Source organism: Micromonospora sp. NPDC049203, from assembly GCF_043197215.1.
Lineage (GTDB): Bacteria > Actinomycetota > Actinomycetes > Mycobacteriales > Micromonosporaceae > Micromonospora.
Window position 1 is genome coordinate 390,978 of sequence record NZ_JBICSV010000003.1, and the last position, 20,329, is coordinate 411,306.

Sequence of the window (20,329 nt, forward strand, 5' to 3'; positions counted from 1 at the left end):
CAGCGGCTCCGCTCCGGCTCGTGCCGGGCGGAGCCGTCGTGCATCGTCAGGCGTCCTGCGGGACGTCGCGCCGGCCCGGCCGCCACCCGCGCCGCCGTCCGCGTACCAGGATGGGCCGCAGCGTCAGCAGGACGCCGGCCAGCAGCGCGCCCACGACGGCGACCCAGATCGCGACCGGGCGCTGCCAGGCCAGCGGGTCGGCCGGCGGCGCCGGTGGCGGCATCGCGCCCAGCGGCGGGTCGTTCCGGGTGCCGAGCAGGCTGGTGACCGCCCGGTACGGGTTGACCATCCCGTAGCCGACCTCGGCGTTGTGCCCGTCGGGCGGGTTGTCGGCGGTGCGGGTCAGCCGGTAGGCGACCTCCTCGGTGCTGATGTCCGGGTGGGCGGCCCGCACCAGCGCCGCCGCCCCGGACACGTACGCGCTGGCGAAGCTCGTCCCGCCCTGCGGCTCGGCCCGGTAGCCCGTTCCCTGCGGCGCGGGCCCGACGATGTTCAGGCCGGGGCCGGCGATGTCCACATAGTCGCCGCTGACCGAGCTGCCGACGTGCCCGCCCTTCTCGTCGATGCCGGCGACGGCGATGACACCCGGGTACGCCGCCGGGTAGGCCGGCCGGTCCTCCCGGTTCTCCTGCCGGTTGCCGGCGGAGGCGACGACGACCACGTCCTTGCCGAGCGCGTACTGCACGGCGGACTTCAGCGCCGGGTCGTCGAGCGTGACCAGGGACAGGTTGATCACGTCGGCGTCGTGGTCGACCGCCCAGCGGATCGCCTTGCCGATCTCGGCCGGCACGTTGGGGTCGAAGTTCTCCTTGTTCTCGGCCAGCACCCGCAGCGGCAGGATCTTCGCCTCCGGCGCGATGCCGGAGTACGGCGAGCCGGTGCCCTCCCGGCCGGCGATGATGCCCGCGACCATGGTGCCGTGGCCGACCAGGTCGCACTGTCCCTTCAGGCGGACGAGCTGGTTGAAGTCCTCCCCCGGCAGCACCCGTCCCCGTAGCAGCGGGTGGGCCGGTGAGACCCCGGAGTCGATCACCGCGACGGTGATCCCGGCGCCCTTGCCGACCCGCCACGCGGCAGCCGGGTCGAGGCGGCTGATCGCCCAGGGCACCTCGGTGGGGGCGGGGCCGCCGGTCGGGCCGCACTTCGGGGCGGCCAGCGCGGGCGCGGGCACCGCGAGCGCGCCGCCGAGCAGGGCGGCCACCGCCGCTCCGGAGAGGACGGACCTGATCCGGTGTCCGGCCCGGACGCGTCCCGTGGTCGCGCCCGGCCGCAAGCTGTCGCGCACGCGCTGAGATTACCCGCCGCGCCCGCTCGCGCGGGCACACGTGGTGCCCGGCCGGGTCACCGGTCGGCGGCGGCGTCCCCGGCCGGCTCGGCGGCGAAGAGGGCCAGCAGGGCGCCGACCTGCTGGTCGGCCTCGGCCGGGTGCCGGAAGCGGCCCTTCGGGTTGATCGTGTACTCGTTGCGCCGTCCCACCCGCGTACGCCGCAGGTAACCCCCGGCCTCCAGGTCGGCGACGATGGCCTGGGCCGCCCGCTCGGTCACGCCCACCTCGTCGGCGACGTCACGCAGCCGGGCGGTGGGGTTGCGTGCGATAGCCAGCAGCACGTGGCCGTGGTTGGTGAGGAAGGTCCAGTTACGGCGGCTCCCGTCCTCAACTGGTGTGGTCGCCATGGTGGTCATGCTATGGCCACCGCCGCCACCTGCCGAATCGGCGCGGTCCGGAGGCGGGCGGCGACGGGAAAGTATGAAATGCGTATCACGAATCTTGACGGCTCCCGAGGGGCGTGTGAACGTTGGTCGCGAGGCCGTCCGGCCTGGTAGTTCCCTGGTAGACGAGGTGAGCGACATGACGCCGAGGACCCCGGAGCAGGCACTTGCCGAACTGCGTGCCGGTAATCACCGGTTCGTCACCGGCGTCCCCCAGCATCCGAATCAGGACGCCGGCCACCGGGCGGCTGTCGCCGACGGCCAGCACCCGTTCGCGGTGATCGTCGGCTGCTCCGACTCGCGGCTCGCCGCCGAGATCATCTTCGATCGCGGCCTCGGTGACCTCTTCGTGGTGCGTACCGCCGGGCACACCGCCGGGCCGGAGGTGCTCGGCAGCGTCGAGTACGCCGTCACCGTGCTGGGCACTCCGCTCGTGGTGGTGCTCGGGCACGACTCGTGCGGCGCGGTCCAGGCCGCCCGCGAGGGGGTCCGGACCGGCGCCGCCCCGGCCGGGCACCTGGGCGCGGTGGTGGACGCGGTCTCGCCCAGCCTGCTGCGCGCCGCCCGCCAGGGCGTCGAGGACCTCGACGGCATCATCGACGTGCACATCGCGCAGACCGTGGAGACGCTGCTGGCCCGGTCCGGCGTGCTGGCCGAGCGGGTGGCGGCGGGGCGGTGCACGGTGGTCGGCATGTCGTACCGGCTCGCCGGCGGCGAGGTGCGGACCGTGGCGCAGGCCCCGGCCCCGCTGCCCGCCCCGGCGGCGCCCGCAGACCCGGCGCTGGCGAGCTGATCCACGGGGAAGACGAAAGGGGCCGCCCGAGGGCGGCCCCTTCTTCGTGGTGTCCGGCGTCAGAGCAGCGACATGTGGACGTGGTCGGTGTGGTTCGACGGCCCGCTGTAGGAGCGCCAGCCGGTGGCCGGGAACCAGATCTGCCGGTTCCAGATGACGTAGTAGATGCCCAGCCGGTCGGCGTTGCGGATGAGGAAGGCGGCCACCTCGTTGCCGTACCTGCGGGTGTCGTTGTTGTGCCAGGGTGCGAAGCCGCTGTTCTGCAGCGACCAGTCGCACGCCTTGCCCTTGGGGTGCTCCCACGGCCCGCCGGACCGGTAGCAGCCCACGAAGCGCTTGAAGCCCGCGCGCCGGACCTCCTTGTACGCGTGCAGCGTGCGCGGCGTGACGCAGCCCGAGGTGGTCGGGTCGTCCTCGCTGCACGACTCGGCCTTCCACCCGCCGTCGGCGGTGCGGCCGGGGGCGATCTTGGCGACCGGTGAGGTGGCGGAGACCAGTCCGCCGGTGAAGCCGAGGCCGCCGACGAGCTTCAGCGCGCGCTCGGCCTGCACCTTCTCGCGCTCCATCGCGTTCTTCTGCTTCTCCTGCTCGCGGACCTCGGCGTCCATCGCGATCTTGGCCTGCTCGGCGCGGGTCTTGACCGCGTTGATGGCGGCCAGGCGCTGCGCGTTGAGGAGGTTCAGCTCGTCCAGGGCGTTGACCCGGCGGACGAACGAGTCGGGGGAGTTGCTCTCCAGCAGCATCGCCATCGCGCCCATCCGGCCGGTCCGGTAGGACTGGGCGGCGAGCTGGTTGACCTGCGGGCTGAGCGCGTCGAGTTCGGCCTGTGCCGTCTTCACCTCGGCCGCCAGCCGCCGCTGGCGGTCCTGCGACTTGGCGAGCTTCGCCTTGGCCTGGAGGAAGTTCCGGTTGGCGGAGTCGATCGCCTCGGTGATGAGCGGCGGTTCGCCGTCCTCCTCGTGGCCCGAGGGGTTGCCGGGTGCCGCCGCGGCGGGGGCCGCGGTCGCCGGCGTCGGCCCGGCCAGCACGGCCAGTGAGGCCAGCACGGCCACCACGGGTGTCAGCCAGCGGCGCAGGGGTGCCGTCACAGTGTTCCCTTCCGTCGGCCGCCGACCGGGTTAGCTGACGGGTTCGGGACGGAAGTGGCCCCTACCGCTGTCGCGGATTCACCCCATGTACCTGGTTCCCCGGCTCGCCCGTGGGCGATTGGGCGGCGGCACCGCTGGCGCCGGTGCGCGCCTTCGGCGGTGACCGGCAGCGAGGTTACCCGACAGCACTCGTGAGGATCTACGTCCGGAAGCCGACCAATAGCGAGATTTCGCCGTGGCGCACCGTGACCAGCGTCGCGTTTGAAATCGATGGTCACGCTGCGGAGTCTCACCATGCGGCCTCCGTACTCCTTCCGCCGCCGAGCGCCTCCAGCGCGTCGTCCCGTCCGGCCGGCGGCCGGGGCGCGGGCGGCGCCGGCTCCGCGCCGCGCGGGCGCCGTCCGGCGGTGGTCACGATCGCGGCCAGGCCGGTGGTCAGCGGTACGGCGGCGATCAGGCCGAGCGTGGCCACCGCGCTGCGGACGATCTCCTGGGCGAGGAACTCGCTGGTGAGGATCTCGCTGACCGGGCGGGAGTCGGCGACCAGCAGGAGCAGCAGCGGCAGCGAGGCGCCCGCGTACGCCAGCACGATGGTGTTGACGGTGGACGCGATGTGGGCCCGGCCGACCCGGGTCGCCGCGCGGTAGAGCTGCCGCCGGGACAGCCCGGGGTTGGCGTGCGCCAGTTCGGTGACGGTGGCCGCCTGGGTGACCGTGACGTCGTCCAGCACGCCCAGCGAGCCGATGATGATGCCGGCCAGCAGCAGGCCGTGCAGGTCCACGTCGGCCTGGAACATGGACAGCGTGGTGGCGTCCTCGCTGCCGAAGCCGGTCAGGTGGGTGGCGGACGTGGCGAGCAGGCCGAGCACGCCGGTGATCACCAGGCTGCCCAGCGTGCCGAGCACCGCCACCGACGTCTGCGCGGTGATCCCGTGGGTCAGGTAGAGCACCACGAACATGATCAACGCGGCGCCGACGATGGCCACCAGCAGCGGCGGCTGGCCGGCGCCGATGCCCGGCAGCACGAAGCCGAGCAGGATGGCGAAGCTGGCCGCCAGGCCGGCGAGCGCGGCCAGCCCGCGCCAGCGGCCGAACGCCACGATCGCGGCGGCGAACAGCACCATCAGCCAGATCAGCGGCGTGCCGCGCTGGTGCTCGGCGATGTTGTAGGACTTCACCGCCGGGTCGGCCGGGTCGGTCAGCTCGACCAGGACCACCTCGTCGCCGACCGCGACCCGGGGCGCGCCGGGCCCGGCCGGGATCGGCGTCTCGACCTGGCGGCCCGCGTCCGGACCCTGCTCGGCGGTCACCGTCACGGTGCCGCAGGGGCCGCCCCCGCCGTCCGGGGCCTCCGGGGTCGGCGGGCAGGGCTCGGTGACCACCCGGGTCACCGTGCCGTGGTAGCGGGGGACGTCCGCGCCGCCGACCGGCTCCCGGTCCTGCCGGGGCCAGAGGACCAGCGCCGCGATCACGGTGAGTGCGAACAGCGGCACCACCACTGCGACGAGCAGCCGGCGTACGCCCGGCGGCGCGGCGGGTGCGGGGCGGGTGTGGTCGGCACCCATGGCGTCTCCCAACGGTCGGGGCGACGCCTGGTCCGCCGGACCGGTCTGGTCACCCGGGCGGCGCGGACGTGTCGACCACGTCCGGGTCGTCGCCCGGCCATGGTAGGCAGCCTGACCTCACCGGGACCGGTGACGCTCGCCTCGCGTGATCAGGTCAGACCGGCCCGGCGTCGCCGGTACTCGTCCTCGTCGATCTCGCCGCGCGCGTACCGCTCGTCCAGGATGCGCCGGGCCGTCGTCGGGCCCAGGTACTGGGGGCCGGTCCACCGCACGGCCGCCCAGACGAGCCCTGCCAGCACCGCGAGCACCAGCAGGGACCAGATCCACATCCAGCCCATCATCGGGCTCTGCCACATCATCGGGCCGCCCTCCGTCCGTCGCCGCGGGTCCGCCGGGGTCGGCCTGCCCGCCACTTCGACGGTACGACCGCCCCGACGCGTCGGCGCGGGTCGATGTGCCTGGTTCCGGGGGCCGGAGGTCCCCGCTCAGCCGCGCTTCATCAGGCGGCCGACGGCGGCCATCATCTCGGTCGCCATCTCGTCGGCCCGGCCCTCGGCGGCGCCCTCGTGCATGCAGTGCCGGGCGTGGCCGTCGAGCAGGCCGAGGCCGACCTTGTCCAGCGCCGCCTGGATGGCCGAGATCTGGGTGAGCACGTCGATGCAGTAGCGGTCGTCCTCGACCATCTTCTCGATGCCACGGACCTGACCCTCGATCCGGCGGAGCCGGGCGAGGAGTTGGTCCTTGCTGGCGGTGTAGCCCCGGGTCGGGCTGGACGGCGCGGTCATGAAACCGAGGATAGCGTACCCCTCGGGGGTATGCTAACGTCTCGAACGTACCCCTGGGGGGTATAAGATCGGAGGGCGAGATGGAGAGCACCTACCAGGTGAGCGGCATGACCTGCGGGCACTGCGTCAACTCGGTGAGCACCGAGCTGAGCGCGCTTCCGGGCGTCACCGACGTCCAGGTCGACCTGGCCGGCGGCCGGGTCACCGTCACCAGTCAGGACCCGCTGGACGTGGACGCGGTCCGCGCGGCGGTCGACGAGGCCGGCTACGACCTCGTCGGTGCGTGACGGGTCCGACGGACCCGCGGAAACCGAGGAGACACCAATGAACACGGCGACGAAGCTCAGTGGCTTCGCCCTCGGCCTCGTGGCGGTGTTCGGCGCGGCGTACGGGATCGGCAACCTGGCCGATCCCGTCACCCCGGCCGCCGAGACCCGCCACGACGACAGCGACAGCGACCACGGGGCCGGCGACGCCGGTCACGGCGACGAGAGCCAGACGGGCGGCGCTTCCGCGCACCTGCCCGGCGGCCTGCTCGTCTCCGAACGCGGCTACACCTTCCAGCCCGCCGCCGCCCCGGCGGGGCAGTTCGCCTTCCGGATCACCGGCCCGGACGGCGCACCCGTCACCCGCTACGAGGTGGCCCACGACAAGCGTATGCACCTGATCGTCGCCCGGCGGGACCTCTCCGGCTTCCGGCACGTCCACCCGGAGATGGACGGCGACGGCACCTGGCGCGTCGCCTCGCCGGTGGACGGCCCCGGCGTCTGGCGGGCGTTCGCCGACTTCACCCCGGGCGGCGGGGAGCCGCTCACCCTCGGCCTGGACGTCACCGTCCCCGGCGAGCTGGCCGCCCGGCCACTGCCGGCACCGGCGACCAGCACGACTGTCGACGGCTACACGGTCACCCTGACCGGCACGCCGGAGCCGGGCCGGACCAACCGGCTCACGCTCTCCGTCAGCCGCGACGGGCGGCCGGTCACCGATCTTCAGCCCTACCTCGGCGCGTACGGGCACCTGGTGGCACTGCGGCAGGGCGACCTGGCGTACCTGCACGTGCACCCGGAGGGCACGCCCGGCGACGGGCGCACACCCGCAGGCCCGGCGGTCACGTTCGCCGCCGAGGTGCCGTCGGCCGGGGCGTACCGTCTCTACCTGGACTTCCGGCACGGCGACGCGGTGCACACCGCCGAGTTCACCGTCCTGGCCGGCGACCAGACCGCGCCTGCGCCCGCCGCGCCGGCATCCACCCCCGCACCGACCCCGGACGCCGGACACGGCACCCCGGGGCACGGGCACAGTTGAGCGCCGGAGGTGCCGCGATGACTGCCACGGGAAAGGCGCTGCCCACCGCGCCGAACCTGATCGAACTGGCGATCGGCGGGATGACCTGCGCGTCCTGCGCCGCCCGGATCGAGAAGAAACTCAACCGGATGGACGGCGTCGAGGCGACGGTGAACTACGCCACCGAGAAGGCCACCGTCCGGTACGCCGACGACATCGCGCCGGCCGACCTGATCGCCACGGTCGAGAAGACCGGCTACACCGCAGTGGTGCCGCCGCCGCCCGAGCAGGCGGAGGCGGCAGCGGCCGGGGAGCCGGTGGACGAGCTGCACGCGGCGCGTACCCGGCTCTGGGTCTCCGCCGTGCTCACCGTGCCGGTGATCGTGCTCGCCATGGTTCCGGCCTGGCAGTTCGACTACTGGCAGTGGGCCTCGCTCACGCTGGCCGCCCCGGTGGTGGTCTGGGGCGGGCTGCCGTTCCACCGTGCCGCGCTGGTCAACCTGCGGCACGGCGCGGCGACCATGGACACGCTCGTCTCGCTCGGCACGCTGGCCGCGTTCGGCTGGTCGCTCTGGGCGCTGTTCCTCGGCGACGCCGGCATGCCCGGCATGAAGCACCCGTTCAGCTTCGACATCACCCGCGGCGGCGGCGCCGGCAACATCTACCTGGAGGCCGCCGCCGGGGTGACCGTGTTCATCCTGGCCGGCCGGTACTTCGAGGCCCGATCCAAGCGCACCGCCGGCTCGGCGCTGCGCGCCCTGCTCGAACTCGGCGCCAAGGACGTGGCGGTGCTGCGCGGCGGGCAGGAGACCCGGATCCCGGTCGGGCAGCTCGCGGTCGGGGACCGGTTCGTGGTCCGGCCCGGCGAGAAGGTCGCCACCGACGGTGTGGTCGAGGAGGGCACGTCGGCTGTCGACGCCAGCATGCTCACCGGCGAGTCGGTGCCGGTCGAGGTGGGGCCGGGCGACGCCGTGGTCGGCGCGACGGTGAACGCCGGCGGCCGGCTGGTGGTGCGCGCCACCCGGGTCGGCGGGGACACCCAGCTCGCCCAGATGGCGCGGCTGGTGGAGCAGGCACAGACCGGCAAGGCGGCGGTGCAGCGGCTCGCCGACCGGATCTCCGGCGTCTTCGTGCCGATCGTGATCGCGCTGGCCGCCGGCACGCTCGGCTGGTGGCTCGGCACCGGCTCCGGTACGACCGCCGCGTTCACCGCCGCGGTGGCCGTGCTGATCATCGCCTGCCCGTGCGCGCTCGGCCTGGCCACCCCGACCGCGCTGCTGGTCGGCACCGGGCGCGGCGCGCAGCTCGGGGTGCTGATCAAGGGGCCGGAGGTGCTGGAGTCCACCCGCCGGGTCGACACCGTGGTGCTGGACAAGACCGGCACCGTGACCACCGGGCGGATGGCGCTGGCCGAGGTGCTGCCCGCCGACGGCGAGGACGCCGCCGAACTGCTCCGGGTGGCCGGCGCGCTGGAGGCCGCCTCCGAGCACCCGATCGCGCGGGCCGTCGCCGAGGCCGCGGCCGAGGCCGGGCCGCTGCCGCCGGTCGGGGGTTTCGCCAACGCCGAAGGGCTGGGCGTGACCGGCACCGTCGACGGCCGGACCGTGGTGGTCGGCCGGGCGCGGCTGCTGCGGGAGCGGGGTCTCGACGTACCCGAGGAGGTCGTGCGGGCCGCGACCGGCGCGGAGGCCGCCGGGCGGACGGCGATCCTGGCCGGCTGGGACGGGCGGGCCCGGGGCGTGCTCGCGGTGGCCGACGCGGTGAAGCCGACCAGCCGGGCAGCCGTCGCCCGCCTGCGTGAGCTGGGTCTGAAGCCGGTGCTGCTCACCGGCGACAACACCACCGTGGCGAAGGCGGTGGCCGCCGAGGTCGGCATCGACGAGGTGATCGCGGAGGTGCTGCCCGCCGACAAGGTCGCGGTGGTCGAGCGGCTCCAGGGCGAGGGCCGGGTGGTCGCCATGGTTGGCGACGGGGTGAACGACGCCGCCGCGCTGGCCCGGGCCGACCTCGGCCTGGCCATGGGCACCGGCACCGACGCGGCCATCGAGGCGGCCGACCTGACGCTGGTCCGGGGCGACCTGATGGCCGCCGCGGACGCGATCCGGCTCTCCCGGCGGACGCTGGCGATCATCAAGGGCAACCTGTTCTGGGCGTTCGCCTACAACGTCGCGGCGCTGCCGCTGGCGGCGGCCGGACTGCTCAACCCGATGCTCGCCGGGGCGGCGATGGCGTTCTCGTCGGTCTTCGTGGTGGGCAACAGCCTCCGGCTGCGGCGCTTTCGCCCGATCGGGTGAGGGGATTACGCGGACCGGCGACGGGGTAACCAGTTGTCGTCAGGCAACCGCAACAGTGGAGGTCATCATGGGTCTCGACGACAAGATCGACAACACGTCGCAGGACGCCGCGGGCAAGGTCAAGGAGGGCGTCGGCCGGGCGACCGACAACGAGCGCCTCGAGGCCGAGGGCCGCAACGACCAGGCCGGCGCCAAGCTCAAGCAGGCCGGCGAGAAGATCAAGGACGCCTTCAAGAGCTGAGTACGCGACGCACACACATCACCGGGTCGGCCCACGGGCCGGCCCGGAGTGCTGTGTACGGACGGTGACGTTCCAGAGTGGCGGAGGCCACCGTCCACATCGATCCGGCGGGACCACCGGTGTCGGCTCCGGTGCATAGGATGCGAAGCGACCTCGAATGGGAGGAGCGTCGCGGATGGCCGATCCCGCCGACCCGTCCGGCTTCGGCCGGGTGCTGTCCGAAACCATGGCCGCGCTCCAGCGGCAGACCGCCGCGGGCGAGCAGGTGGCGCCGTCGGAAGGCGTGGGCGAGGCCGCCGACGGCCTGATCCGGGTCACCGCCGGCCCACCCGGGCAGGTCACCGGGCTGACGCTCGACCCCCGCGTGATGCGGATGGCCAGCGAGGCACTCGCCGAGGAGATCGAGGCGGCCGTCAACGCCGCTCTCGCCGACCTGCGGGAGCAGGCCGCCACCGTTCCCGGCGAGGTCGATCTGGGTTCGCTCGGTGAGCAACTGCGCCGCATCCAGGCCGACGCGGGGCGCCAGTTCAGCATGTTCACCGATGCCCTGATGCAGGCACAGGACCGGCTCGCCCGCCAGGACGGGCGCTGATGCCGGTCGAGATCGATCCGGAGCGGCTGGGCGCCTCCGGGTCGGCGCTGGACTCGGTCGCGACCCGGTTCGGTGCGGCGCTCACCGCCTTCCGGGCCGAGCTGGCCGGCTTCGGCCGCCCCTGGGGTTCCGACGACATCGGCTCACTCATCGGCGCCGCCCACGACGAGGTCTCCGCGTTCGCGTTCGAGTGCTTCGACGGCGCGCTCAACGAGATCGCCGCCGCCGGCGCCGACCTCGGCCGGATGGCCGTCAGCTACGCCGAGACCGAGGCGGCCATCACCCGCAACCTCGACGGCCTGCGGCGGATGCTGGGAGGCTGAGCATGGGCATGGAGCTACCCGGCGAGCTGCGGTCGCTGCTCGGCGTTCTCGGCTACACCTGGCCCGAGGCGGACGAGACCAAGCTCTTCGAGATGGGCAACGCCTGGATCCGGTTCTCCGACACCCTCTCCGGGGTGGTGAGCGAGGCGAACACCGGGGCGGCCACGGTCTGGACCCAGCACATCGGCCAGGACATCACCGCGTTCCAGACCTGGTGGAACAAGGAGGACAGCCCCGCCGACAGCCTGCGCGACGGTGTCACCGCCGCCGTGCTGACCGGCACCGGCCTGATCATCTGCGGCGCGATCGTGCTCGCCCTCAAGGTCGCGGTCATCGTGCAGCTGGTCATCCTGGCCGTGCAGATCGCGCAGGCCGTCGCCACCGCGGCGGTCACCTTCGGGGCCTCGCTGCTGGAGATCCCGATCTTCCATACGCTGGCCCGGACCATCGTCGGCAACCTCGTCCAGGAAGCCCTCTGGAAACTCGTCGACGGGTGAGGTGACATGGGCGGGGGTAAAGCAGGCGGCCGGTTGATGCGCGCCGCGTTGCGCTTTCTCAAGCGGACCAAGACGCGCAACCGGCCCGACCGGATGAATCCGCACTTCACCGAGCACGTGTTCGGCGGCCACGTGAAGCCGGGCATGCCCAAGGGGTCGGGCTACCACTACCGGCCCGGCGGTGAGGACTTCCCCGGTCGCCGGCTTCAGCCCGGCAGCGTCGTCAAGGATCCCAAGACCGGGGCCTACAGCGCCAAACCGGAGTTCTTCGACCCGACCATGAACCCTCCGCACGGAGCCTGGAAGCCGAAGAAGGGCAACGGCGGGGAAAGCTCGTTCTTCCCCGACGACTGGACGCCCGCCCAGGTGGACAACGCCATCACCGGTGCCTTCCAGAACGCGAAGCCGGTGCCCGGCACCAGCATGTGGCGTGGCACTCACAAGGGCCTGGTGATCGAGGGTTTCTACAATGGCTCGGGCGGCTTCACCCACGGATGGCCGGTCGTCATCCCATGATCCAGAGGACTTCCGTTGGCGTTCATCAGTTTCTCCGTCGATGAGTACCGGCTCCCGCTGTTCACCGTGTCCGATCAGCGCTATCGGGCCCTCGGCGCGTGGCTGATCACCGACGTCTCCGTCTCCTACTCGGCGTGCCTGGACGCCCTTCAGATGATCGACGACGTGGCGAACGGCCGTCCGCTCGACGAGGGGTGGGACAGCGACAAATATGAGGTCATGTTCTCCCCGACCGGCGTCGAGTTCGTCAACGAGTGGGTCGCGGACGAGCGGGGGAGCTACTCGCTGGACGAAACCCGGGAAGCGGTCGAGTCCTACTGGCGGTTCTTGGCCGGCCGCCCGGAGAACCGCGAACTGATCCGCGAGTACCGGCCCGACCTGCCGCGATGGCAGGCGGAACTGCTCCAGTGGGAGGAGCGGTGGGGCCGGCCGCACCCGTACCGGGGACGGTTGTTCTGAGGCGGGCGGAAACGACTTGCGCGGACGGCCTGTCCGCCCGATGGCGGGAGGTGGCCATCCGTGAGCACACCGCGGTTCGCATCCGACCAGTTCGGACTTCCGATCTTCGAGGCTGACGACAAGCGCCTCGACGCGCTGGGCTCGTGGCTCACCACCGACATCTCCAACCATGCCCTGGTCGCCCTGGACGCGTTGGCCATGCTGGCGGACGTGGCTCAGGGCCGGCCGCCGTTCGAGGAGTGGAGCAGCGATAACTACGAGGTGACAGTCGAGCCGGGGGGCGTCTCCATCAGCAACCAGTGGGTTGACAGCGAGCACGGCCGTTACCCGCTCCCGGAGTTCCGCGAGGCGCTGGAACAGTATTGGGCGTTCCTGCGCAACAGCCCCGACAATCCGAACGTGGCGCGGGAGTTCCACCCCGACCTGCCGCATTGGGAAGCGGCGTTGCTGCGCTGGGAGGAGAAGTGGGGCCGGCCGCATCCGTACCGTGGGCGGTTGTTCTGATCGACGCCGTCAGCCCGGCCGGACTGCGCTGTCGTCGGCCAGGCGCGCCGCGCGTACCTCAAGATGACGCCGCTCCGGCAGGCTCGTGGTGGCCCGCGCGGCGGCCAGGTAGGCGGCCCGCGCCTCCGCGCGGTCGCCGGCCATGTCGAGCAGGTGCGCGCGGACGGCGGTGAGCCGGTGGTGGCCCGAGGTCCGGCCGTCGGCGTCGAGCGTTGCCAGCAGCGCCAGCCCGGCACGCGGCCCGTCCACCATGGCCACCGCGACCGCCTGGTTGAGCGTGACCATCGGGTTCGGCGCGACCCGGGCCAGCACCCGGTAGAGCGCGACGATCTGCCGCCAGTCGGTGTCCCCGGCGGTGGGCGCCTCCGCGTGGACAGCGGCGATCGCCGCCTGCACCTGGTACGCGCCGGGCGCCGACCAGGTGAGCGCTTCGGTCACCAGCGCCACCCCCTCCGCGACGGCGTCCCGGTCCCAGCGGGTGCGGTCCTGCTCGGCCAGCGGCACCAGTTCGCCGTCCGGCCCGGTACGGGCGGCCCGGTGCGCGTCGGTGAGCAGCATCAACGCCAGCAACCCGGCCACCTCGCCGTCGTCCGGGAGCAGCCGGCGCAGCTCCCGGGTCAGCCGGATCGCCTCGGCGGTCAGCTCGGCCCGGTGCAGCGCCTCGCCGCTGGAGGCGGTGTAACCCTCGTTGAAGATCAGGTAGAGCACGCGCAGCACGGCGGCGAGCCGATCGTCGCGGTCGGCCGGTGACGGCAGCGTGAAGCGGGCGCCGGCCGCCTCGATCCGCTGCTTCGCACGGCGGATCCGCTGGCTCATCGTCGCCTCCGGCACCAGGTACGCGCGGGCGATCTCGGCGGTGCTCAGTCCACCCACGGCGCGCAGCGTGAGCGCCACCTGCCCGCTCACCGGCAACGCCGGATGGCAGCAGAGGAACAGCAGCCGCAACGTGTCGTCGGCGCCCGGCGGGTCCTCGTCGGCGGGTGGGGCGACAGTGGCGTACGCCGGCTGCCGCACCGCCACCGCCACCTCGCGTTCCCGGCGGGCGTGCTCGCTGCGCCACTCGTCGGTGAGCCGACGCGTGGCGACGGTGACCAGCCAGGAGCGGGGACGGTCGGGCAGGCCCTGTGCCGGCCACTGCACGGCGGCGGCGAGCAGCGCCTCCTGGACGGCGTCCTCACAGGCGTAGAACTGGCCGTGGCGGCGGACGAGCACGCCGAGGACCTGCGGCGCGAGCGTACGCAGCAGGTCCTCGGCCGCAGGTGCCGTCACATCTCCGTCCCTGCCTGATCCATCACCGCGCGCACCTCCAGCACGCCGAAGCCGTGCCGTACGTCCGGCCAGCGCGCGGCGATCTCGGCGGCCCGTTCCGGGGTCTCGCAGTCGACGGTCAGATAGCCGGCGAACTGCTCCTTGCTCTCCATGAACGGCCCGTCGGTGATCTCGACGCCACCGGTGGCCGGGCGGGCCGTGCGGGTCTGCGAGGGGTGGGCCAGCGCCTCGCCGCCGACCAGCTCGCCGGACTCGGTCAGCTCCTTCATGATCTCGTCGACCTCACCGAAGATCGCGGTGCGTTCCGCCTCGGTCAGCTCCTCCACGAAGCCGGGCCGGTTCCAGATCAGCAGCATGTACTTCACTGTGCACTCCTCGGGTGGGGGCCACCGGCGGTGGCGCCTCGCAGACGGGTCGGAGCCGCTCCGCCCGATCCGACATCATCCCCCGGGAGAAGTTCAGCGGCCCCCACGCAGCGGACGGCGTGCCGGGCGGCCCGGGTCGAGCGAGGCGCGGTCCGCCGCGCTGGTGCCGGAGACCCAGCCCTGCTCGTCGCGCACCTGGAGCCGGTGCCGGGTGGTGCCGGGAAAGAGCTGGTCGACCCGCTCCCGGACGGCGTCCGAGCGGGCCGCGAGCACCGGCAGCAGCCGGTCGTCGTCGAGTTCGTCCGCCGCCGCCGCGCTCGCCTCCCGCAGCCGGTCGCCGATGCGCAGCGCGAACGCGTTGAGGAACGACTCGTCGTAACCCTTGGTGCGCCGCCCGCCGGCCCGGCCGCGTTCGCCCCGGCCGCGCAGCATCGCGGCGGTGGCCTGCACGAGCAGCGAGGTGTGCAGCAGTTCGACCGCCGCCAGGTCGGCCGGGAAGCCGAGGACGGTGGCGAAACCCAGGTCGTCGGACCAGACCGACTCGCACCGGTTCGCCGCCGCCACCTCCTGGATGAGCAGCGCCTTCGCGGCCGCGTACGGGGCGTCGACGCCGATCCGCACCCCGCCCGGGGCGCCGGACCGCTCGGCCCCGGCGTCGAGCAGCGCCGCGTCGATGCTGTGCCGGGCCATCAACTCCTGCGCCTTGGCGGTGAACGCCTCCGCCTCGGCCGGGTAGCCGGTCGACTCGGCCTTGGCGAGCAGCGCGCGTACCCGGTCGAGCATCCGGGAACCGCTCGGTGTCGCGGCGGCGAGTGCGGTGCCGGCCGAGCCGGGTGGCGGCCGGAGCGCCGCGATCGGCGGCAGACCCGCCACCAGGACGACCGCGTCGACGGCGTCCCGCAGGGCGGTGATCCGGTCGCCGTCGGCGCGCCGGTCCAGCCAGCCCGCGTCGTCGTCCCAGCGGGCGCCGGTCTCGGCGAGCTGCTCGTCGAACCAGGCCGGTACCGGGGCGGGCAGTGTGCGCCGCTGCGCGGCCATCGCGTCGCGCAGCAGCCGGGCGCCGCGTGGGGTGAGCCGCCGGATGGCGAGCCGGTCCAGGTCGGCGGGCTGCCAGCCACGCGGCCAGAGCCGGCCGACGTCCCGCGTCAGCCGGGCGAGCAGCGCCGCGTCCACCGCCGCGCCGTCGGCCACCACGAGCCCGTCGAGGGCTCGCTCGGCAGCGCGTACGTCGGTGCCGCGCGCGGTCGCGACGGCGGCGTCGAGCAGTCGCTCGGCTGGTGACACGGGTGGCTCTCCCTGGACTCCGACAGGCGGCAGGTCGCCCACCCCGGCACCGACGGTACCCGGCCCACCAGTTCAACCGTCCGGGCCCGCCATCCGTACCCTTGCCCGGAGCGGGCGGCGCGACGGATGGAGATCGACGTGGGTGGGCACGGGCGAGGGCTGCACCGGCGGCGCAGGTCGCGATCAGGGCGGTTCCTGGCGCTGGCCCTGGTCGGTGCCGTGCTCGCCGCCGGCGGGTACGCCGCGCGAAGCCCGGACCTGCTGGGCGGCACCGAGGTGCCGGCCGTCCCGGCGGCGGCAGCGAGCGCGCCGGCACCGGACGCCCGCCGCTCGCCGACGGTCGCGCCGGTCCCGGCGGCCGGCCGGGTGGCCCCCGCCATCGCCTACCCGGCCCGGGGCGCGGGCACGTTCCGCACCGCAGGCACCGTCGGCGCGGTCGCCGGGCGCTCCGGTGAGCTGCTGCGTTACCGGGTCGCTGTCGAGGACGGCATCCGGAACCTGGACGTGGAACGCTTCGCCCGGGACGTCGCGGCCACCCTCGCCGACCGCCGGGGCTGGACTGGCGACGGCCGGTGGCGGCTGCAACGGGTGGGCCGCGACGACGCGGCCGACTTCACTGTGCTGCTCACCACGCCGGTGACCCGGGGGCGGCTCTGCGACGACCCGAGCGACCGCTACACGTCCTGCCGCAACGGCGACCAGGTCGTGATCAACGTGGCCCGCTGGGTGTACGGGGTGCCGCACGTGACCGATCTCGACCTCTACCGGCACTACCTGCTCAACCACGAGGTCGGTCACCGGCTGGGCCGCGGCCACGAGCGCTGCCCCCGGGGCGGCGGACCGGCGCCGGTCATGGTGCAGCAGACGCTCGGCCTGCACGGCTGCACCCCGAACGCGTGGCCGCTGGTGGGCGGCGAACCGCTGGTCGGGCCGCCTGGCCAGTACGACGACCCGATCCCGGCCGGGGATCACTGAGCCGGCCGGGCCGTCACCGGGAGAACGAGGCCCAGATGTTCTTGGTCTTGTCGGTGCCGTACCAGCCCACGTCGAGCGAGACCGACTGGGCCAGGAACAGGCCCCGCCCGCCCGAGTCCGTCGGACTGATGTCGGTCAGCTCCGGCACCGAGCTCACGTCGTGGTCGGCCACGTCGAGCAGGAACCGGTCGTCGGTGGCGAGCAACGTGACGATGGTGGGCGGGCGGCCGTGCCGCAGCGCGTTGCTGGCCAGCTCGGTGGCGACGAGCACCACCAGATGCGGCACCTCGTCCAGGTGCTCGCCCTGCACCAGCCCGTGCCGGTTCAGCGCGTCGCGCAGCGAGGCGCGCAGCTCACGGAGATCCTCGGGACTGTCGAGCACCCACTGCTCCAGCTCAGTGGCCTGTGGCGGCGGCGGCGAGGTGCGCAACTGTCCCATGATCTGGCTTTACCCTGCGTAGCCGTTCGTTAAGCAGGTCAGCGCCGCAGAAGCGCGAAGACGCCCCACCCCATGTGTTCACGCTGGAAGCGGACGTAGCGCAGCGGGTCGTCGGTCAGCTCCCGCCGCAGTTCCGGGGCCAGTTCGTCGTCCGGGTTGGCGTCCAGCCAGCGGCGCAGGTTCAGCCAGTGCGCGGCGGCGTACCGGTCCCAGCTGTCCTGGTCGGCGAGGACCATCTCGACCAGGTCCCAGCCGCACTCGCCGAACGACTCCACCAGGCCGGGCAGGTCGCGGAACTCGTCGCGGGACCGGGCGTGCGAGCCGGTGACCGTCTCGTCGTCCGCCGGGTCGCGCCGCCAGTAGGGCTCACCGACGAGCGCCATGCCGCCGGGCCGCAACGCGTGGCCGAGCAGCTCCAGCGTGCCCGGCACGCCGCCGCCGATCCAGGTCGCGCCGACGCAGGCGGCTACGTCGACCTGCCGCTCCGGGGTGTACGCCCCGGCGTCGCCGTGCACGAAACGTACCCGGTCGGCCACGCCCAGTTCGGCGGCGCGTTCCCGGGCGGCGGCGGTGAAGACGGTGCTGATGTCGACCCCGGTGCCGGTGATCCCGTGGTCGCGGGCCCACGTGCAGAGCAGTTCACCCTTCCCGCTGCACAGGTCGAGCAGGTCGTCGCCGGGCCGCAGCCGGATCGCGCGGCCCAGCGTGGCCAGCTTGACCTCGTCGAACGGGTTGAGGACGCGCAGGTCGCCCTCGCGAATGGTGAACTGGCGCGGCAGGTCCGGTGAGGTCATCCGGGCAGCGTGCCGCCGTACGGCGGGCAGCGGCAACCGATTTGCGTCTGGGCCGTTGCAGGTCTCCTGGGGTACGGTCACGGCATGGTGGTCGAGGAACACTGGTGGAACGGCGTCAGCAACCCTCGCGGACGGCGTGACGTCTACATCCGCACTGACGGAAGCCAGTGGCAGGTCCAGGCGCAGATCGGTGGGGCATCCGGCCGATCCAAGATCCAGCAGTGCCCGAGCCGCGGCTCGGCGAGCATCCTCGCCGGCGCGTGGCGTGCGAGCGGTTCCGGCTGGCGGGCGATGCCGCGCTGACCGCACGCTCAGTCACGAGGGCCGTGCACGGCGCGGTCGACGAGTGACTCGGCGACCTCCCGCAGCTTGCGGTTGGAGTCCTGCGACACCCGGGCCAGGATGGCGAACGCCTCGTCGGCCGAGCAGCGCCGCTGCCCCATGATGATGCCCTTCGCCTGCTCGATCACGGCCCGGCTCTGCATCGCCTCCTGCATCTGCTGCGCCAGCGTCGCCGTGCTCTCGTAGAGGTGGACGTTCGCGAGCGCGATGGCGGCGTACCCGGCCAGCGTCTGCGCGAGATCGACCTGCTGGTCCAGGACGCCGGGGGACGCGCCGTAGATGTTGAGCGCGCCGACCATCGCCTCCTGGATGGGCAGGCCGATCGACAGCGAGCTGGCCGCGCCCGCCTCGTGCGCCCGGGCCGCCCACTCCGGCCAGCGGCTCTCCGCCGCCATGTCCGGCACCAGCATCGCCGCGCCGGTGGTGGCCGCGTCCAGGCACGGGCCGCGGCCCTGCGCGTACTGCCACTCGTCGAGGGTCAGCGCCAGCTCACCGGTGTACGCGGCGGTGTGCGCCTCCGTGCCCTGCACCAGGGTGACCGAGACTTCGGCGGTACCGGGCAGGGTGTCCTTCGCGACCTGGGCGATGGTCGACAACACCACGTCGAGGTCGACTTCGTCGTACTTGATCCGACCGAGTCTGATCAAGGCAGCGGCGAGGTCGGGGTGGGCCTGCGGCATGAGCGGTGACGTCCTTGTGGGAAGCGGCGGGGATCGGCCCGTGGTGACGGGCCAGCGCCCCGATTCCGGCATGGATCGGGACCGGCGCCGCTTCTTGACGCACGTTGGTGACGCCCCGGACGGGACGTCGGCTACCCGGACAACTCTACGACCCGGAGCGGGTGGGTACGACGGGACGTGCCGACCGATCGCCGGCGGCCGGTAGCGCCGGTCGATCGACGACCTCGAACGCGGCGAGCGTGCCGGTGACGGCGAGGACGCGACGGGCCACCGGGGAGGGCCGGTACAGGACCAGCCGCCGGCCGTTTTCGGTGAGCACCCGCCGCGCCAGCACCAGCGCGCTGATGCCGTACGCGCCGAAGAAGGTGACCTCCGACAGGTCGATCACCACGAGCGGGGCGGACGCCGCGACGGCGGTCCGCACGAGTTCGGTGAGCAGGTGCGCGTTGCTGAGGTCCACCTCGCCGGCCACCGCGATCCGGGTCACGTCCGCCCCTATGTCGCAGCTCAGCCACATGATCGGCTCGTCCGGCCGGAACGCTCCGGACGCCGTGGGAACCTGATGACAGCCGAAGACCGGCCGTTCGCCCGACATGTCACCTCCGACCTCGGCGTTTCGAGGACGCCCCCGGCGAGACGCGCGGCGAGCGGGAGGGCACATGTCTTGACCCGTTACCAACATACGTCGGCCGGGTGGAGCACGCAGCGTGGGACGCGTTCCGATCCGGCCGTCCCGGGTACCGTCAGCGGAACGGACCGATGCCGACGATCTCCGCCAGGAGAGGATCCCCGCATGGAAGCCCCCCGTATCGACCCCGGTGAAGCGCTCGCGGAGCTGAGCCGGATCCGGCTCGACGAGGTGGCACTCGACGACGTCCTGGCGCGCGTCGCCGACCTGGCGAACCGGGCGGTCCCGGGCAGCGCCGAGGTCTCCGTCTCCCTGGTGCAGGCCGGCGCGAACCGGGCCATCGCCTACACCAGCGACCTGGCCCGCAGCCTCGACGAGTGGCAGTACGCGCACGACGACGGCCCCTGCCTGGACGCCTCGGTCAGCGCGGTGAGCCTCTGCCTGCCCGACCTGGCCGACGAGCCGCGCTGGCCGGGCTGGGCCGCACGGGCCCGCGCGGCGGGGGTGTGGAGCTCGCTGTCGATCGGGCTGCCGATCCAGGAGGCGGTCACCGGGGCGCTGAACATCCACGGCAGCGTCCCGCACGCCTTCGACAAGGCGTCGATCGAGCTGGCGGAGGAGTTCGCCGCGTACGCGGCGGTCGCGCTCGCCAACGCCCACCTCTACGACAGCACCGCGACGCTGGCGCGGCAGATGCGGGAGGCGATGCGCAGCCGGGCCGTGATCGAGCAGGCGAAGGGCATCATCATGGGCCAGCGGCGCTGCACGGCCGAGGAGGCGTTCACGCTGCTGGCCAAGCTCTCCCAGGACTCCAACCGCAAGCTGCGCGAGGTGGCCGAGGCGCTCGTCTCCCGCGCCGCCGCCCGCTGACTCACGCCTCACCGCTCGCCGGGTTCCGCCACC

At 73.3% G+C, this 20,329-nt stretch carries 27 protein-coding genes and 1 riboswitch; of the genes, 14 read left to right on the forward strand and 13 right to left on the reverse strand.

What is annotated here, in order from left to right:
- Window positions 1–46 precede the first annotated feature (46 nt).
- Both mycP and ACGFIA_RS10850 read right to left on the reverse strand, forming a co-directional pair.
- Window positions 47–1,285, reverse strand: coding sequence for a type VII secretion-associated serine protease mycosin (mycP, locus tag ACGFIA_RS10845; protein ID WP_393259613.1), 1,239 nt, complete (start codon window positions 1,283–1,285; stop codon window positions 47–49).
- Window positions 1,286–1,341: 56 nt separating this feature from the next.
- Window positions 1,342–1,683: a helix-turn-helix domain-containing protein gene (locus ACGFIA_RS10850; RefSeq protein ID WP_357383267.1), complete on the reverse strand. Its 342-nt coding sequence runs from the start codon at window positions 1,681–1,683 to the stop codon at window positions 1,342–1,344.
- 166 nt (window positions 1,684–1,849) lie between these two features.
- Between ACGFIA_RS10850 and ACGFIA_RS10855 the strand changes: the two genes are divergently transcribed.
- Entirely contained in the window at window positions 1,850–2,503 is a 654-nt protein-coding gene (locus ACGFIA_RS10855; protein ID WP_357469913.1) for a carbonic anhydrase, read from the forward strand.
- A gap of 59 nt (window positions 2,504–2,562) precedes the next feature.
- Here the strand turns inward: ACGFIA_RS10855 and ACGFIA_RS10860 are convergent, their stop codons facing one another.
- The 4 genes from ACGFIA_RS10860 to ACGFIA_RS10875 form a co-directional block, all read right to left on the reverse strand.
- Window positions 2,563–3,591, reverse strand: a complete 1,029-nt coding sequence (locus ACGFIA_RS10860; RefSeq protein WP_357383271.1) for a hypothetical protein — start codon at window positions 3,589–3,591, stop codon at window positions 2,563–2,565.
- Window positions 3,592–3,594: 3 nt separating this feature from the next.
- Window positions 3,595–3,726: riboswitch (cyclic di-AMP (ydaO/yuaA leader) on the reverse strand.
- A 154-nt stretch (window positions 3,727–3,880) separates the two neighbouring features.
- Window positions 3,881–5,155, reverse strand: coding sequence for a YibE/F family protein (locus ACGFIA_RS10865; RefSeq protein ID WP_357383273.1), 1,275 nt, complete (start codon window positions 5,153–5,155; stop codon window positions 3,881–3,883).
- 149 nt (window positions 5,156–5,304) lie between these two features.
- Window positions 5,305–5,514 (reverse strand): SHOCT domain-containing protein, encoded by a 210-nt coding sequence (locus ACGFIA_RS10870; protein ID WP_210895789.1) that lies wholly within the window; start codon window positions 5,512–5,514, stop codon window positions 5,305–5,307.
- Window positions 5,515–5,640: 126 nt separating this feature from the next.
- Entirely contained in the window at window positions 5,641–5,940 is a 300-nt protein-coding gene (locus ACGFIA_RS10875) for a metal-sensitive transcriptional regulator (protein ID WP_013283780.1), read from the reverse strand.
- Window positions 5,941–6,020: 80 nt separating this feature from the next.
- Here ACGFIA_RS10875 and ACGFIA_RS10880 point away from each other — a divergent pair, with 80 nt between their 5' ends.
- The 10 genes from ACGFIA_RS10880 to ACGFIA_RS10925 all read left to right on the forward strand — a co-directional run bounded on the left by ACGFIA_RS10880 (window position 6,021) and on the right by ACGFIA_RS10925 (window position 12,650).
- A complete protein-coding gene (locus ACGFIA_RS10880; RefSeq protein ID WP_357383276.1) occupies window positions 6,021–6,227 on the forward strand; it encodes a heavy-metal-associated domain-containing protein in 207 nt (68 codons plus the stop codon).
- Between the two features lie 37 nt (window positions 6,228–6,264).
- On the forward strand, window positions 6,265–7,245 hold the full coding sequence (locus tag ACGFIA_RS10885) for a hypothetical protein (protein WP_393259617.1): 981 nt from the start codon (window positions 6,265–6,267) through the stop codon (window positions 7,243–7,245).
- A gap of 17 nt (window positions 7,246–7,262) precedes the next feature.
- Window positions 7,263–9,518 carry a heavy metal translocating P-type ATPase gene (locus ACGFIA_RS10890; protein WP_357469920.1) on the forward strand — a complete coding sequence of 752 codons (2,256 nt, stop codon included), beginning with the start codon at window positions 7,263–7,265 and terminating at the stop codon, window positions 9,516–9,518.
- A gap of 67 nt (window positions 9,519–9,585) precedes the next feature.
- The gene (locus ACGFIA_RS10895; protein WP_116511121.1) at window positions 9,586–9,759 is read left to right on the forward strand and encodes a CsbD family protein; all 174 of its coding nucleotides are present in this window, start codon (window positions 9,586–9,588) and stop codon (window positions 9,757–9,759) included.
- A gap of 175 nt (window positions 9,760–9,934) precedes the next feature.
- The gene (locus ACGFIA_RS10900) at window positions 9,935–10,351 is read left to right on the forward strand and encodes a YbaB/EbfC family nucleoid-associated protein (protein WP_393259620.1); all 417 of its coding nucleotides are present in this window, start codon (window positions 9,935–9,937) and stop codon (window positions 10,349–10,351) included.
- Entirely contained in the window at window positions 10,351–10,674 is a 324-nt protein-coding gene (locus ACGFIA_RS10905; protein ID WP_357383285.1) for a hypothetical protein, read from the forward strand. The genes ACGFIA_RS10900 and ACGFIA_RS10905 overlap by 1 nt, the downstream gene beginning before the upstream one ends.
- Before the next feature lie 2 nt (window positions 10,675–10,676).
- Entirely contained in the window at window positions 10,677–11,171 is a 495-nt protein-coding gene (locus ACGFIA_RS10910) for a hypothetical protein (protein ID WP_357383287.1), read from the forward strand.
- Window positions 11,172–11,207: 36 nt separating this feature from the next.
- Window positions 11,208–11,687 (forward strand): EndoU domain-containing protein, encoded by a 480-nt coding sequence (locus ACGFIA_RS10915; protein ID WP_393259622.1) that lies wholly within the window; start codon window positions 11,208–11,210, stop codon window positions 11,685–11,687.
- Between the two features lie 15 nt (window positions 11,688–11,702).
- Window positions 11,703–12,146, forward strand: coding sequence for a hypothetical protein (locus tag ACGFIA_RS10920; protein WP_393259624.1), 444 nt, complete (start codon window positions 11,703–11,705; stop codon window positions 12,144–12,146).
- Between the two features lie 60 nt (window positions 12,147–12,206).
- Window positions 12,207–12,650 (forward strand): hypothetical protein, encoded by a 444-nt coding sequence (locus ACGFIA_RS10925; protein ID WP_393259626.1) that lies wholly within the window; start codon window positions 12,207–12,209, stop codon window positions 12,648–12,650.
- A 9-nt stretch (window positions 12,651–12,659) separates the two neighbouring features.
- Here the strand turns inward: ACGFIA_RS10925 and ACGFIA_RS10930 are convergent, their stop codons facing one another.
- From ACGFIA_RS10930 to ACGFIA_RS10940, 3 genes are all read right to left on the reverse strand, one after another.
- Entirely contained in the window at window positions 12,660–13,919 is a 1,260-nt protein-coding gene (locus ACGFIA_RS10930) for an RNA polymerase sigma factor (protein ID WP_393259628.1), read from the reverse strand.
- Window positions 13,916–14,275, reverse strand: a complete 360-nt coding sequence (locus ACGFIA_RS10935) for a YciI family protein (RefSeq protein ID WP_393259863.1) — start codon at window positions 14,273–14,275, stop codon at window positions 13,916–13,918. Before ACGFIA_RS10935 ends, ACGFIA_RS10930 begins: the two co-directional genes overlap by 4 nt.
- 102 nt (window positions 14,276–14,377) lie before the next feature.
- Window positions 14,378–15,568, reverse strand: coding sequence for a DUF2786 domain-containing protein (locus tag ACGFIA_RS10940; RefSeq protein ID WP_393259630.1), 1,191 nt, complete (start codon window positions 15,566–15,568; stop codon window positions 14,378–14,380).
- A gap of 126 nt (window positions 15,569–15,694) precedes the next feature.
- On the opposite strand from ACGFIA_RS10940, the gene ACGFIA_RS10945 reads away from it, so the two are divergent.
- Window positions 15,695–16,543 carry a DUF3152 domain-containing protein gene (locus ACGFIA_RS10945; RefSeq protein ID WP_393259632.1) on the forward strand — a complete coding sequence of 283 codons (849 nt, stop codon included), beginning with the start codon at window positions 15,695–15,697 and terminating at the stop codon, window positions 16,541–16,543.
- A 13-nt stretch (window positions 16,544–16,556) separates the two neighbouring features.
- Here ACGFIA_RS10945 and ACGFIA_RS10950 read toward each other — a convergent pair whose 3' ends face one another.
- Window positions 16,557–16,982: an ATP-binding protein gene (locus tag ACGFIA_RS10950; RefSeq protein WP_357383299.1), complete on the reverse strand. Its 426-nt coding sequence runs from the start codon at window positions 16,980–16,982 to the stop codon at window positions 16,557–16,559.
- A gap of 38 nt (window positions 16,983–17,020) precedes the next feature.
- Window positions 17,021–17,776, reverse strand: a complete 756-nt coding sequence (locus ACGFIA_RS10955; RefSeq protein ID WP_393259634.1) for an SAM-dependent methyltransferase — start codon at window positions 17,774–17,776, stop codon at window positions 17,021–17,023.
- Between the two features lie 84 nt (window positions 17,777–17,860).
- Between ACGFIA_RS10955 and ACGFIA_RS10960 the strand changes: the two genes are divergently transcribed.
- A complete protein-coding gene (locus ACGFIA_RS10960; RefSeq protein ID WP_026267975.1) occupies window positions 17,861–18,079 on the forward strand; it encodes a hypothetical protein in 219 nt (72 codons plus the stop codon).
- A gap of 8 nt (window positions 18,080–18,087) precedes the next feature.
- Here ACGFIA_RS10960 and ACGFIA_RS10965 read toward each other — a convergent pair whose 3' ends face one another.
- A complete protein-coding gene (locus ACGFIA_RS10965) occupies window positions 18,088–18,798 on the reverse strand; it encodes a GAF and ANTAR domain-containing protein (RefSeq protein ID WP_357383303.1) in 711 nt (236 codons plus the stop codon).
- 145 nt (window positions 18,799–18,943) lie between these two features.
- Window positions 18,944–19,393, reverse strand: coding sequence for an STAS domain-containing protein (locus ACGFIA_RS10970; RefSeq protein WP_357383305.1), 450 nt, complete (start codon window positions 19,391–19,393; stop codon window positions 18,944–18,946).
- A 198-nt stretch (window positions 19,394–19,591) separates the two neighbouring features.
- Between ACGFIA_RS10970 and ACGFIA_RS10975 the strand changes: the two genes are divergently transcribed.
- On the forward strand, window positions 19,592–20,296 hold the full coding sequence (locus ACGFIA_RS10975; RefSeq protein ID WP_357383307.1) for a GAF and ANTAR domain-containing protein: 705 nt from the start codon (window positions 19,592–19,594) through the stop codon (window positions 20,294–20,296).
- Window positions 20,297–20,329 lie beyond the last annotated feature (33 nt).

What these genes read in the sequence shown, in the direction of transcription:
- ACGFIA_RS10850 (WP_357383267.1), bottom strand. Translation starts at nt 1,683, where the DNA reads ATGACCACCATGGCGACCACACCAGTTGAGGACGGGAGCCGCCGTAAC.
- ACGFIA_RS10855 (WP_357469913.1), top strand. Translation starts at nt 1,850, where the DNA reads ATGACGCCGAGGACCCCGGAGCAGGCACTTGCCGAACTGCGTGCCGGT.
- ACGFIA_RS10865 (WP_357383273.1), bottom strand. Translation starts at nt 5,155, where the DNA reads ATGGGTGCCGACCACACCCGCCCCGCACCCGCCGCGCCGCCGGGCGTA.
- ACGFIA_RS10870 (WP_210895789.1), bottom strand. Translation starts at nt 5,514, where the DNA reads ATGATGTGGCAGAGCCCGATGATGGGCTGGATGTGGATCTGGTCCCTG.
- ACGFIA_RS10875 (WP_013283780.1), bottom strand. Translation starts at nt 5,940, where the DNA reads ATGACCGCGCCGTCCAGCCCGACCCGGGGCTACACCGCCAGCAAGGAC.
- ACGFIA_RS10880 (WP_357383276.1), top strand. Translation starts at nt 6,021, where the DNA reads ATGGAGAGCACCTACCAGGTGAGCGGCATGACCTGCGGGCACTGCGTC.
- ACGFIA_RS10885 (WP_393259617.1), top strand. Translation starts at nt 6,265, where the DNA reads ATGAACACGGCGACGAAGCTCAGTGGCTTCGCCCTCGGCCTCGTGGCG.
- ACGFIA_RS10890 (WP_357469920.1), top strand. Translation starts at nt 7,263, where the DNA reads ATGACTGCCACGGGAAAGGCGCTGCCCACCGCGCCGAACCTGATCGAA.
- ACGFIA_RS10895 (WP_116511121.1), top strand. Translation starts at nt 9,586, where the DNA reads ATGGGTCTCGACGACAAGATCGACAACACGTCGCAGGACGCCGCGGGC.
- ACGFIA_RS10900 (WP_393259620.1), top strand. Translation starts at nt 9,935, where the DNA reads ATGGCCGATCCCGCCGACCCGTCCGGCTTCGGCCGGGTGCTGTCCGAA.
- ACGFIA_RS10905 (WP_357383285.1), top strand. Translation starts at nt 10,351, where the DNA reads ATGCCGGTCGAGATCGATCCGGAGCGGCTGGGCGCCTCCGGGTCGGCG.
- ACGFIA_RS10910 (WP_357383287.1), top strand. Translation starts at nt 10,677, where the DNA reads ATGGGCATGGAGCTACCCGGCGAGCTGCGGTCGCTGCTCGGCGTTCTC.
- ACGFIA_RS10915 (WP_393259622.1), top strand. Translation starts at nt 11,208, where the DNA reads ATGCGCGCCGCGTTGCGCTTTCTCAAGCGGACCAAGACGCGCAACCGG.
- ACGFIA_RS10935 (WP_393259863.1), bottom strand. Translation starts at nt 14,275, where the DNA reads ATGCTGCTGATCTGGAACCGGCCCGGCTTCGTGGAGGAGCTGACCGAG.
- ACGFIA_RS10945 (WP_393259632.1), top strand. Translation starts at nt 15,695, where the DNA reads ATGGAGATCGACGTGGGTGGGCACGGGCGAGGGCTGCACCGGCGGCGC.
- ACGFIA_RS10950 (WP_357383299.1), bottom strand. Translation starts at nt 16,982, where the DNA reads ATGGGACAGTTGCGCACCTCGCCGCCGCCGCCACAGGCCACTGAGCTG.
- ACGFIA_RS10955 (WP_393259634.1), bottom strand. Translation starts at nt 17,776, where the DNA reads ATGACCTCACCGGACCTGCCGCGCCAGTTCACCATTCGCGAGGGCGAC.
- ACGFIA_RS10960 (WP_026267975.1), top strand. Translation starts at nt 17,861, where the DNA reads ATGGTGGTCGAGGAACACTGGTGGAACGGCGTCAGCAACCCTCGCGGA.
- ACGFIA_RS10965 (WP_357383303.1), bottom strand. Translation starts at nt 18,798, where the DNA reads ATGCCGCAGGCCCACCCCGACCTCGCCGCTGCCTTGATCAGACTCGGT.
- ACGFIA_RS10970 (WP_357383305.1), bottom strand. Translation starts at nt 19,393, where the DNA reads ATGTCGGGCGAACGGCCGGTCTTCGGCTGTCATCAGGTTCCCACGGCG.
- ACGFIA_RS10975 (WP_357383307.1), top strand. Translation starts at nt 19,592, where the DNA reads ATGGAAGCCCCCCGTATCGACCCCGGTGAAGCGCTCGCGGAGCTGAGC.